General features: G+C 41.1%; 10 protein-coding genes. 6 read left to right on the top strand and 4 right to left on the bottom strand.

Features of this window, described 5'->3' with window-relative positions:
- Positions 1-314: 314 nt before the first annotated feature.
- The 4 genes from ACE3T3_RS15495 (at position 315) to ACE3T3_RS15480 (ending at position 2,023) form a co-directional block, all read left to right on the top strand.
- Entirely contained in the window at positions 315-533 is a 219-nt protein-coding gene (locus ACE3T3_RS15495; protein WP_374668497.1) for a hypothetical protein, read from the top strand.
- Between the two features lie 243 nt (positions 534-776).
- Complete coding sequence (locus ACE3T3_RS15490) at positions 777-1,214, top strand: I78 family peptidase inhibitor (RefSeq protein ID WP_374668502.1); 438 nt, start codon at positions 777-779, stop codon at positions 1,212-1,214.
- 245 nt (positions 1,215-1,459) lie between these two features.
- Positions 1,460-1,639, top strand: coding sequence for a hypothetical protein (locus ACE3T3_RS15485; protein WP_374668495.1), 180 nt, complete (start codon positions 1,460-1,462; stop codon positions 1,637-1,639).
- A gap of 159 nt (positions 1,640-1,798) precedes the next feature.
- Positions 1,799-2,023 carry a hypothetical protein gene (locus ACE3T3_RS15480; protein WP_374668493.1) on the top strand — a complete coding sequence of 75 codons (225 nt, stop codon included), beginning with the start codon at positions 1,799-1,801 and terminating at the stop codon, positions 2,021-2,023.
- A 129-nt stretch (positions 2,024-2,152) separates the two neighbouring features.
- Here ACE3T3_RS15480 and ACE3T3_RS15475 read toward each other — a convergent pair whose 3' ends face one another.
- From ACE3T3_RS15475 to yddG, 3 genes are all read right to left on the bottom strand, one after another.
- Positions 2,153-3,586: a deoxyribodipyrimidine photo-lyase gene (locus ACE3T3_RS15475; RefSeq protein ID WP_374668491.1), complete on the bottom strand. Its 1,434-nt coding sequence runs from the start codon at positions 3,584-3,586 to the stop codon at positions 2,153-2,155.
- A gap of 283 nt (positions 3,587-3,869) precedes the next feature.
- Positions 3,870-4,307 carry a DUF2147 domain-containing protein gene (locus ACE3T3_RS15470; protein ID WP_374668500.1) on the bottom strand — a complete coding sequence of 146 codons (438 nt, stop codon included), beginning with the start codon at positions 4,305-4,307 and terminating at the stop codon, positions 3,870-3,872.
- Between the two features lie 490 nt (positions 4,308-4,797).
- Positions 4,798-5,709 carry an aromatic amino acid DMT transporter YddG gene (gene yddG, locus ACE3T3_RS15465; protein WP_374668489.1) on the bottom strand — a complete coding sequence of 304 codons (912 nt, stop codon included), beginning with the start codon at positions 5,707-5,709 and terminating at the stop codon, positions 4,798-4,800.
- A 396-nt stretch (positions 5,710-6,105) separates the two neighbouring features.
- On the opposite strand from yddG, the gene ACE3T3_RS15460 reads away from it, so the two are divergent.
- On the top strand, positions 6,106-7,806 hold the full coding sequence (locus tag ACE3T3_RS15460) for an NAD-dependent malic enzyme (protein ID WP_374668487.1): 1,701 nt from the start codon (positions 6,106-6,108) through the stop codon (positions 7,804-7,806).
- Positions 7,807-8,306: 500 nt separating this feature from the next.
- Here ACE3T3_RS15460 and ACE3T3_RS15455 read toward each other — a convergent pair whose 3' ends face one another.
- Positions 8,307-9,869 (bottom strand): sensor domain-containing diguanylate cyclase, encoded by a 1,563-nt coding sequence (locus ACE3T3_RS15455; protein WP_374668485.1) that lies wholly within the window; start codon positions 9,867-9,869, stop codon positions 8,307-8,309.
- Positions 9,870-10,880: 1,011 nt separating this feature from the next.
- Here ACE3T3_RS15455 and ACE3T3_RS15450 point away from each other — a divergent pair.
- Positions 10,881-11,441 (top strand): GGDEF domain-containing protein, encoded by a 561-nt coding sequence (locus tag ACE3T3_RS15450; protein ID WP_374668482.1) that lies wholly within the window; start codon positions 10,881-10,883, stop codon positions 11,439-11,441.
- The last annotated feature ends 1,215 nt before the right edge of the window (positions 11,442-12,656 follow it).

The following is a 12,656-nucleotide window of genomic DNA, read 5'->3' as shown; positions in this document are numbered from 1 at the left end:
AGATTATTTTGAATGGGAAATAGTATTTATTAAATTGGGTTATAATGTTGTGAACATAATATGTGGTTATGTTAATAATAATGGTCTTTTTTTAGGTTTAATTTTAATCATATATTTTAAATGTATTAAGCGGTTTTAAGTTTTATAATGTGAACTATGGTTTTTAATTTTTTTTGAGGGTGCAGGCTTTAATTCCATATATTGAACTGAAAAAAATTAAAAAACTTACAAACTCATACAATCAGTACTCCCAGAATTTGAAAAAATTGACTACAATAAGCTAAATTTTAAAAACCTTATAAAAAGGCATTTCTATGAAAAAGTTACACGCTGGTCTTATACTTGCTGTTGCTGCAGCATCATTAAGCTTAACAGCATGCGGGAAAAAGCAGGAAGAACAGGTACCTGCAGCTGCATCATCGGGCACTGGAGAAGCCACCGCTGTAACCAATGTTGAAGTTAGCCCTGAAATGATCGATGCCGCGCCATTAGAACAGGAAGGTTCGGCAGCCAGTGAAACTGCTGCAAAATAATGCATGGTTTTCTAGCAATAAAAAAGCCCATTTAATGGGTTTTTTTATTTTTAATAATTAAGTGAAATATATTTCAGTAGATTTTTATGCGGTATAAAAATATAAAGAATGTTAATAATATATTCATCCTATTTTTATAAAGATATATTTGGAAAGTTTTTCCGTGATAGAATTTGCGGTTTTTGGGATATTGCTGCACACTGAGTTGGCGATTAATAACTGAGAGATTGAGCAATGAAAAAAATGAAATATACAATATTATTGGGGATGGCTGTTTTAGGTTTATCCGCGTGCTCAACAGCACCGACTGCTGATGAGCATGCGCCAAAACTGGGAATGGAAAATCCTGCCAGCCGTTACTGCATAGATCAAGGCGGGAAGCTTGAGATTAAAAATGAGAAAAATGGACAGGTTGGGTACTGTCATCTGCCGAATGGCGCAATTGTTGAAGAATGGGCGCTGTTCCGTTCCAGCCAGCAGGGAAAATGCCAGTCAGAAGCTGCAAATAAATTGGTTGGTCAGTCTAAGCTTTCAGAATCGCAAATCAAGCAGCTTACCGGGGCTGAAATTGTAAGAAGCAGTGCGCCAGGCCAGCCTCTGACAATGGATTATCGCGAAAATCGCGTGACAGTTACCGTGGATAGCGCGACTGGTAAAATAATCCGAGCTTCATGCGGCTAGTGTGTTCATCGCTGAGCACAAAGATGCTGCATCTTTGTGCAATGAGCAGCAAATCAATGCTGTTATCGATGAGTGAAAAAATTTAGAAAACGCCTGATTTTAGAATAATGAAATAGAGCCGATCCTCAGAGTTCACTGTAAAAAGTTGAGCAAAATGATCGGTTTAATTGGTTTAAATAATAGGTGGGTTTTTCTCAGAACAGGTATATAGTGGGGGGAAGGGTAAATCATTGTTGGAGACTCATATGCCTATAAAATTTTTTACGACTTTTCTTGTATATATACTGGCTGTAATGGTTGTTGGCGCATTGCTGATCAGTTTTGTACCAGAAAAGCCATTGGTAGAATACTGGATTTTATTGCTGCTTCCATGCTTTGGTATCCCAATCTTAACTGCTGTCGCATTTAGTAAGATAGATGCCTAAGGTTTTAAAGACCCTCATTAGACATCATCGAGGCTCCCTGAATAGGGAGCTTTTATTTTGCGCAGTCATCAAAAAAGCAGAACGTAAAACGATGAATGTAATAAAAATGTCATGCTGTACTGCTATAAAAAGCTTTTTACGGCTTTGAATTGATTTGAAATGAACTACAGCGTTAAAGAAATAAATAAGAAAATTGATACTTTCAAGCAAAGCGGTAATGAACCTAAAGAGCTTATTGTAGGTTACAAAACCTATGCGCATTTGATGAGTGAAGATAAATTCGCCGATAAAATCAGTAAAGATCAGATAGATCCAATGATCCGCTATTACAAGGGCTTAAAAGTTAAAATCGTCACTGAAAAAAAATATTTCGAAGTGAAATAGTGCTGCGAAGAATGATTCAAATGTGTTGGCTGCATCCGCAAATATTTGCAAGCATTGCTTTGGGATAGATGCATTGAGCATCAGCCTATCAGGCGCGATGTTATTGAAACATCGCCCTTTTGCACATGCCTAGCTGGAAATGGATTTGAATGCTTGGATTGCACGCAATCTCGATGCTTTTAAATCAACAATTGGACGCGGATAATCGAGTTCCTGATCTTGCGGGCATTGAGCAAAAGGATCGTGGATGCGTTTTGCATCCAGAGATGCTAATTCTGGCAGCCAAGCGCGGATATAATCGCCATGCGGGTCAAATTTTTGTGATTGGCTTACAGGGTTGAAAATTCTGAAATAAGGCACCGCATCGGTACCTGTTGATGCGCACCATTGCCAGCCGCCATTATTGGCCGCTAAATCCCCATCAATTAAATGCTGCATGAACCATTTTTCGCCCAATCGCCAATTTATCAGCAAATTTTTGCTCAGAAACATTGCGCAAATCATGCGGACACGGTTATGCATCCAGCCGGTCTGCAGCAGCTGGCGCATGCCTGCATCGACGATCGGTATGCCTGTTAAGCCTTGCTGCCAAGCTTTCAGACTTGCCTCATCCTGGCGCCACGGTATTTTTTGAGTATCGGTTTTAAAAGGCTGATGCTTGGATACTTGCGGGAAATGCAACAGGATATGCTGATAAAATTCACGCCACAGCAGTTCATCCAGCCAAGTTTGCTGCCCTAGACTATTGAAGTGCAAGTGGCCGTGCGGCGCAAATATCGCTTGCAGGCATTGCCGAATGGAGAGAATGCCCATGTTTAAATAGGGCGACAGCTTGCTTGTGGCGTCGATATTGGGAAAATCGCGCTGCGCTTCATACTTGTTTAAATCTTCTGATCTGAATTGTTCAAGCAGCGCCGCAGCATGCTGTTCGGACACGGGCCATAAGTCCTGCACAGAGGGATGAAGCCCGATTTGAAGCGCATCTTTTAACTTTGAAAGATCTACTGTGGATTGATCCCCTATGTTTAGACGGATTTTTTCTTGCGGATGGATCGCTGGATAGCATGGTGGCAACTGAATGTTCAAGCGTTCATAGCACTGCTTTTTAAATGCGCCAAAGACTTGGTATGGCTGGCCGGATTTGTTCAGTATCGATCCGAGCGGAAAAACCGTCCGATCTGTATATTGCTTAAATGCAATATGATGCGGGGCTAACGCCAGCTGCACTTGCTGGTCTCTGAGCTGCTCATTTGCGCCAGCTTCGATATTGGCGTGCAGATTTTGAATCTTCAGCTGCAGGCAAAGCGCTTTTAATTGCGCGGGAATATCTTTCCAAAGCGGAACTTGGCGAATGATCAGCGGAATATTCAAAGCGTCCAGCTGACGGCCTAAACATTCCAGTTGACGTACATAGAACAGGTTTTTATGAGGCGCATCATCATGCAATTTGGATTGTTCAGGACAAATAAATACAACTGCGGCGCAGGGGCCCGCTTGCGATGCGTGCCAAAGCGCAGCGTGATCTGCAATACGCAGGTCCTGCCGGAACCAAATAAGTTGCATGAAATGTCAGCCTGAATACTCCAATCCAGTCACAGTATAGCGAAAGTCAAAGCCGATGAGGCTAAAAAGAAGGATGCAAAATTGCGCGTTGAAGCTGCTGTTGAGCAATGTAGATTTAAATTTCAGCCGGTCTTCGAGATTCAAAATGAAAAGCGGAGTAATTCAGATGTCATTCCAAAAAAATGGATGATCAAGAACATGCAGGCAATAGCTCAAATGCAATAGTTTAAATGCAATAAAAGCGGCAAAGGCCGCTTTTATAAAGGAATGCAGGAAGAAAGGCTTAGTTTGCCCGAATCCAAGTTTGACTGCGTCCCAGCGCAGATACGCCAATATAGCCGCGGCCGCTGAGTGTTTTGCCATCTGGCGAGAGTTTGGCGTTAAAGCTGTAAGTCTTGCCGTTTTTTGGGTCAATAATTTTGCCGCCATCGTAGAAGTTCTTATCGGTGTTTTTAAGCCCGGATACAATTTGAACGCCGTTGAGCGATTTGTTGTGAAATTTGCCTTCACATTTTGTGCATTTTCCACCTTCACCATTTTCTAAGACGTTGATAATTTTGGCGGAAAGAACGCCATTGGCGGTTTCGGTAAATTGAACAATAGAAAGCGGTTTTTTGCTTTTATCATCAATAGTTTTCCATTTTGTGCCATGCAGCGGGTCTGCTGCGAATGCGCTGGCAGCAACAAGAGAAAGCCCGATTACGCTGAATATTTTTTTTATCATCCTATGACCTCCAATGAACTGGGTAAAACGTGGAATACGGCATGATGCATGCGGGTGTATATGTTCGCATTCGATATTGCCAATCAAAATAGGCTTTAATATGGATTTTTCATGCATTTTTGTGAATATTGGGCGGACTGTGTTTAAAAAAACAGCTAAAAATCAGATTCAGTATTGTTATGCATCATTTCGGTATCTTTAACGTTTTGTCGATTTAAAATCTGCATGAGCAATATGCGATGACTTTATCATCGTTGAAATATTTAATGGCGATTGTCGAAGAAAAATATTTATAGCAAATCAGTGGATTGAGCTTTGTGTGAGCGTTGTGAATGCAGCGTATCAAGCGTGCTGTTTTGATTTAGGCCGTATTTAAAACTGTTCATATCTATATTTGAACGATTAAAGACAATAGAGGGCGCCGATATAAATGAGCAGATTCACAATTCAAAAAATAAGCCGATCAAGCCATGTGGATATCAATTGCTTAACGCAGGATTTTGCTTTTCAATTGCGGCCAATTGGTGGAGATCCAGCAGATAAATGAGCCTAATGTCACTAAAATGGCGCCTTGCCAGAAAGCGGCGCTGAGACTGGTTTGCAGGATCAGCATGGAAAAGACTGAAGAAATCAATGGGCTGAAATAGGAGAGAGTCACCAGCAGCGTGATATTGCCTTTGATGATGCCGATATTCCAGGCCGCATAGCCTAAAGCCGTCACCAATGAAACCGCGAGCATGCAGACGAGGGTATCCATCTCTAAAGCCGGCAATTCAGGAATACCGTGCAGGAAGTACATTTTTGCCCACAGCACCACGGTAATGACGGCAAAGAATAAAGCGATAGGGTTATGCCCATGGCTGTATTTTTTAGTGATGACGCAGTAAAGCGACCAAAGCGCCGCGCCGATAAAGGCCAAAATGTAGCTGACAGGATTGGTCATAATATTCTGAAATACAGAACTCCAGCTAAACGCACCGTTTCCTGTTTGGATCAATACAATACCGCTCAAACTGACAGCCAGCCCGATCAGCACCAATGCATTGAATTTTAATTCTTTAAAGAGAATCAGCGCGGCAATGGTCATGCTTGGCCATAAATAATTGACCAGGCTGATTTCAATGGCCTGCTGCGGAGACTGAGCCAAAGCGATCGCGTAAGAAAAGCAGAGTTCATAAACGACAAACAGCGCTGTCGCGAAAATCAAATAATTTTTAGGTATGGCTTTTAAATTCGGGATGCGGAATAAAAGCAGCAAAATGACAGCGCTGAACGTGTACATAAAAGCGACAGCATAATCCGGTCCGATGCTTGAACTGATGCGTTTGAGCAATCCAACAATAGTCGACCATTGCAGAATTGCGCTGAAGCCAATGAGGGTTGCAAGATTTTTTGTCATTTGGGCTGCTGTTTTCTGCCGGAAAGATCATCGGCATGCTGTGTAATGGCTGCGGTGCAGGCTGGTGAAAGATCGGCTGCTTTGAAGATATGCATGATTGAGAAACGCAAGCCCCATCCTTTGAACAGCGGGCTCATCTGCACAAAACAGTATACCGGAATTGATACTAAAAATATCTAAATCTAAGGACTTTTTAGGCCGGATGAATTCTAGATTTAAATCTGGGCGTACAAAGCAGAGCTTTTGAATGCAGACCATAAGGCTATAAAATGTTGGCAATATCATTATTAATTTTATAAATGTCCTATTTGCAACAAATAGGTCTAAGCTATTAAAACAGAAGTGAAAAGCCGACCTCAACTTCATATTGTTTAAAATAGGAACAGAGATAGTAAAATGCCCGTAGATAATTTGAAATCTAAACGCCCGCTGTACATACCCTATGCTGGAAATGCACTGCTGGAATTGCCTTTACTGAATAAAGGTTCTGCATTTACAGCAGATGAGCGTAAAAATTTTAATTTACATGGCCTTATTCCGCATGTTGCTGAAACCATTGAAGAGCAAAGCCAGCGCTCTTATCAGCAATATTGCGCTTTCAATGACGCCATCAATAAGCATATTTATCTGCGTAATATTCAAGATACCAACGAAACCCTATTTTACCATTTAATTGAAAATCATCTGACCGAGATGATGCCGATTATCTATACGCCAACAGTCGGTGAAGCCTGCCAGCGTTTTTCCGATATCTACCGCCGTCATCGCGGCATTTTTATTTCTTATCCTGACCGTGATCAAATTGACGACATTCTGCATAATGTGAACCGCCGTAATGTAAAAGTCATTGTTATCACTGACGGTGAACGTATTTTAGGCTTGGGTGACCAAGGGATCGGCGGCATGGGTATTCCTATTGGCAAGCTGTCTTTGTATACCGCTTGCGGCGGGATCAGCCCAGCCTATACGCTGCCAATCACCCTGGATGTTGGGACGAATAACCAGCAGCTGCTGAATGATCCGATTTATATGGGCAGCAAGCAGCCGCGTATTTCGGGTGAAGAATATTACAGCTTTGTAGATATGGTCATCAGCGCGATTCAGCGCCGCTGGCCTGAAGCGTTAATTCAGTTTGAAGATTTTGCGCAAAAAAATGCCATGCCGCTTTTGGAAAAATACCGCGATAAAATCTGCTGTTTTAATGATGATATTCAGGGTACGGCCGCTGTTTCAGTGGGCAATTTAATTGCAGCGTCTCACGCCGCCAAGAAACAGCTGAAAGATCAGGTGATCACATTTTTGGGCGCGGGTTCAGCCGGCTGCGGTATTGCCGAGCAAATCATAGCGCAAATGATTGCGGAAGGCCTGACTGATGCAGAAGCGCGTAAGCGAGTGTTTATGGTGGACCGTTTTGGCCTGATTACAGAGAATCAGCCGAACTTGCTGGATTTTCAGCGTAAATTGGCGCAGCAGCCAGCTGATGTCGCCAAGTGGGGCAATGCGGATGAAATTATTTCTTTGCTGGATGTGGTTAAAAATGCCAAGCCATCGGTATTGATCGGTGTGTCTGGCCAGCCAGGATTATTCACCAAAGAAATTATTGAAACCATGGCGGCAAACTGTGAAGATCCAATCGTTTTGCCGCTGTCGAATCCGACCTCTCGCGTGGAAGCTGTGCCGGCAGATATTATTGAGTGGACTAAAGGGAAAGCCTTGATTGCAACAGGCAGCCCATTTGCGCCAGTCAATTATCAAGGACGCATTTATAATATTTCACAATGCAATAACTCCTATATTTTCCCTGGAATCGGTTTAGGTGTGATTGCTTCCGGCGCAAAACGAGTGACTGACCGAATGCTGATGGCTTCAAGTAATGCTCTGGCCGACTGTTCGCCTAAATTGCAGGATCCAAATGCGGATTTGCTGCCGGATTTAAGCCAGATTCAGCAAATTTCCAAAATCATTGCGGTCAAAGTCGCTCAAGCGGCCATGGAGGATGGTGTGGCGCCAGTGATGAGCCTGAAAGATTTGGAACAGAAAATTGAAGCGAACTTCTGGAAACCGGAGTATCGCCAATATCACCGTGTCCCATTTTAATCATGTCTTTGAGCAAAAAATCATTGAATCAGTAAGATGCTGAGAGCTTGGATTTATTGCTGAATTAAGTATTTGATTCGAAAGTTAAAAATAAAAAACCGCTTGAGATGAAAGCGGTTTTTTTATTTTATGGCGGATAAATCTTGCTGAGGAAAGTCTATGAGAACGCAAAGCTTTATTTTTTGTCCAAGCATTCTGCAGCAGGATTAATTTACGATGCGGTAGATTTTGACTAAGCAAAGAATAAGTAGGCCTACCAGCAATGAAATCACAAATTCGCTGCTGCCTGCATCTGCGTCCTGCAGTCTGTAATGGTATACAATAAAGACCAAAAGGCCTATGCTGATAAGGTAAAGCATTTTTGCTATTCCAAATAAAACTTATCTAAATAGAATGATTTATAGCTAAGCATAATAGCTTTTCATCGGCGCTTCCAGATTGCAATTAAAAATATGGAAGCTGGAAATATCACAACGGGAAATATTGCAGTCATCAACAAATTAGCAGACTTGGTTCCGGCCTTGATTTTTCGCTTGATATAAACGGTTGTCCGCTTGTTTAAACACCTCAGTTACTTCTTGAGCATCCGAAGGCCAAAATGCCACCCCGATAGAAATAGTAATTGGAGTAGATAAGCTGGCCGTCATTTCCTGAACGCTTTTGCGCAGGCGTTCGGCCGCTTTAAATACGGCCTCCCGATCGGTTGTAGCCATCAAGACGGCAAATTCCTCACCGCCAAGGCGGCAGCAAACATCATTGTCACGGAAATTCTTTTTCATTTGATCGGCTAAAAAGCGCAGCATGTGATCGCCTTGATCGTGGCCAAAGCGATCATTCACCAATTTAAAGAAGTCGATATCGATCAGCAGCACGGCAAACTCTGTACCCATATGCTGCAGTTCTTCCAAAAACAGCTGCATGCCGCGCCGGTTATGCAAACCTGTCAGCGGGTCTGTATTTACATGCAAATTCAGCTCGGAAATCTTATCTTTAAATTTCTTTGAGCTGAACAGCAGGGCGGTACGAAAGCGCATGACTTCGAAATACCACGGATCAATATTTTGAATTTCATGTTCTGTTTCGGGCTTATTCAGCATGCCGGCCATTTGCGCAAGGCCATTCAAAGGAGAGGAAATGTATTTTGCAATTTTCCAGATGATAAAGAACAGAACGATATAAAAAATAAAGAAGCTGAAAGCCACTTTGATAATGATGCTATTGGCTTCCTGGAATAAAGCTTTGGTTGGCTGCTGTGAAACAACCAGCCAGTTCACGCTGGGAATATGCGCAAAACCCGCCAGGTTATTGATCCCTTGGCTGTTGACTAGCTGAATGTGGCCTGTTTTGTGCTGGTACATATAATCCATGCCGCTATTATCTTTTACGGTTTCTCCTATGCGGCTGGCATCTGGGTGGAAAATAATCCGCCGATTGCTATCGACCACAAACATATAGCTATTTTTATAAGAGTACGATGTCGATAAAATTTGACTGACTAAATTCTTTTTCTGTAGATACAATGTGCCCGTTACTGCCCCCAAATATTGATGTTCAGGACTGAAAATCGGCTGAGACATCAGCACAATCAAGTTATTTGTTATGGAGGAATAAGGCGCTGAAATATAGGTTTGTTTAGATTTTAAGGATTCTACAATACCTAAGGTGCTATAGGACGCTTTTGCGTCAAATTTTAAGATTTGCGGCTCGATATGGCGAATATGGGCCGTCTGATCAATGACACTGACTGAATTGAAATGATTGGATTGAAATTTTAATCGATGCAGCTCTTGCTGAACGAGGCCTTGATTGGAAAAATCTTGGCCAAGCTGGTCTGCGCTGTATTGCAGTTCCTGAAGCATATTGCGGAAATACAGATCTGTACTTAAGGCAACTTTAGAGGCATATTTTTCATTAATAGAAAGTGAATTTTCTATTAATTGCGCTTTGATTACAGAATTGAGAATAAAAACTGAAACAACAAATAGGCAGGAAACGCATAGAATGATTAAGATTAAAATAAGTCTTTGCAGATCTAATTTCAGCAGTAAAGCAAACTGTTTCAAGTGCCTGGCTCTCTCAATTTGGATTTCTCAAGGGGGCTGCGCATCGTGGTGACGCCAATATTATTTTGGCCAAAGCGCGTGCATGAATAAGGTGATAATTAAATCACATAATTTATACATATTTTGCATTTATTCAGATAAAAAGCTATTTTTTATGAGGTGAATCTATCATTTTACCGCAATGTTCTGACACTGGCTCTATAGAAGCTGGCGCTTGTCAAATATGCAGTATTTCAGCATCCCTTATTTATACATGAATAATCACATACTTTATAGCATTTAATCAGAAAAATTTAGATGATTATTTAAGCAAATTGCAAGATACAGCTTAACATGCTGATTGATAAATTATTCTTTTCTAAATAAATATTTATTGAACAGGTTCAAGAAAAAGATTTAATATGTGATCAGCACAGCGATAGTTGTAATGCGTCCGTGAATTTTCCAGACACACAATATTTTTTACTAGTTGTCCCTTTCTGCCTGATTTTGATAGGCGGTGTCTTTATCTCCGCACATTGGTTTTTTAAAGCGCCTAAATATCTTTTTTGGATGGGGCTTGGCTGTATCTTGCCTTATACGGCATTGGGGCTGCAAAGCTTAATGACGAATGCTCAACTCGCGGCAACAGCACCGTGGATCGGGACTTTATATCTTGGCGGGGCATGGGCGGTTGCGCATGGCATGACCATAAAGGCAAATGCGCAGCCTAAGCATATCCAGTCTGCGGCGGTTGCAGTGCTGGGATTAATATCCCTATTCTATTTTGCCTATGCTGATGAGCAATTATGGATCAGAATAATTATAATCAATTTGGTTATTATTTGCCTCGAAGCGCTGGCGCTTCCAGCTGTTTATGTCTTGTACCGAAACTCTTCCGGCCTGCTGAAGCTGCTCAGTTTCAGCTATTTCCTGCTTTTTTCATATGCATTTTTAAGAACGCTTGCTGTTATTTTCTTTCTGCAGAATGTAAACAGCATTATGCTCTCAACATCTCCATGGTGGATGCTGATGCTGGCGGTCAATATTGTTTTAAGTGTATGGTTTGCCATTATTATTTCTGCATCGACCATTAAAGAATTTTTTACGGTATTGAATGATGAGCGGATTCGGGATCCTTTAACAGGGCTATACAATAGAAGCGGTTTTTTCGAAAAATCGAAAGCCTTGTTTGCAGAACCAGATGCTGGCCATATTTATGTGGTCATGTGCGATATCGATTTTTTTAAAAAAATTAATGACACCTGGGGGCATGCGGCGGGAGATCAAATCTTATGCCGGGTCGCTGCGCTATTAAGAGATAATATTCGCCAAAAAGATATCCTTGCCCGCTTTGGCGGTGAGGAATTTATTATTTTATTTCAAAGCATAGACGAAGCTTCTTCTTATCATCTGGTTGAGCGGCTGCGCAGCAAGATTGAAAATCAATTATTTATAAACAATATTAAGGTGACAGCCAGCTTCGGTGTGGCCTGTATTGCGAGTGAAGAACATTTAATGAATGCATTGGAAATGGCAGATCAACGGCTTTATTCTGCTAAAAACAGCGGGCGTAATCAGATTTGCTTTTAGCTTTTTATGCATGTTGATAAGTAAAAAATATAAACGTTTGAAGGTAAAATCCTTCTTTTATTGATATGGATTTTATTGATATGGATTTTGAAAGGCATTGAAACCCATTTATCAGCGATTTTGTACTTATAAAGCATCAGTCAAACTGCATTTAAATTAATTTTTGCAGCTATGGAATGCGTGCATCATTTAATTGCACTGCAGCAATATTAAAAGCAGCACTTTGACTTCAAGCATTCACTTATACGTAAGATAGGCACTTTACTTAATTATGGACGGTCTGTATTTGACAGGGCCATCCGAAAGTTCATTTCAACAATGAATGAAGGCAGACAGGATCAATTAAAGTTTTCCACTGAAAATGCAAAGTAAATTTCAGGCAATGGAGGTGTATACGCTTACCTTTGAATTGCCTCAACAGCATGGCTGGCATAAAAGCGGATTGAACGATAACGCTTTGCTGGATACCGCTTAATCAGCTCTGCTTGACCCTGCGTAAGGGATATAACATATGGTTACGGTGGTCGAAGTGTATGTTGATGCGCTTGGCTAATTTTAAAGCTCAGCAGATGGCAGGCTTTTTATTTGATCATCGATAAGCCTACTTTTCATGTAATATGAACTTGTTTAATTAATGTAAATTAAGTCACGTGTTATATAAATAACGTGATATATTTATCAATATTGAGTATCGAATTCTCCATTAATGTCGAAAATCTCAGTTTACAGCCTGCAATTTCCCCAAATTGCAGGTTTTTTTTTATTCTTGTTAAATAGCTGTTCACAATGTTTTTGGTCTTCAGCTTGGCAGATGGGGCATTTATTCTCCTAGCAGGTGGCTACAAGCTGGGTTTCAAGCGGACTAAGTCCTAAGTTTATGCGGTATAAGCAAGCTTATACAAAATGGTCAGTTTAAATCTGATCTGGCTAATGGAATTTAGGCAGGCGGCATGTTCCAGCTTTTTATGTGTATCTTCGGCTTTCATGGCGCTATGAAAATTGATCATGCAATGGAGGGCTGTGAAGTTCAGGTGTATTGGGGATGGTTGAAAAAAGTTGGATGAATTTTTTAATAGGGAAAATGATGTTTAGAGTCTGTTGACATTTACTGTATAAAAAATAGCGAGATAGTAAAATTAAATCGCCAAACTTAATTCACTACTCACTATGCCTCGTACAATGTTAAATGATCAACACTGGTCTAAGTTAAAGTCT

It is taken from the genome of Acinetobacter sp. (genome assembly GCF_041919735.1).
In the GTDB taxonomy this organism is placed as follows: domain Bacteria; phylum Pseudomonadota; class Gammaproteobacteria; order Pseudomonadales; family Moraxellaceae; genus Acinetobacter.
Note: the sequence above shows the minus strand (reverse complement) of the source record. Positions and strands in the feature narration are given on the sequence as shown.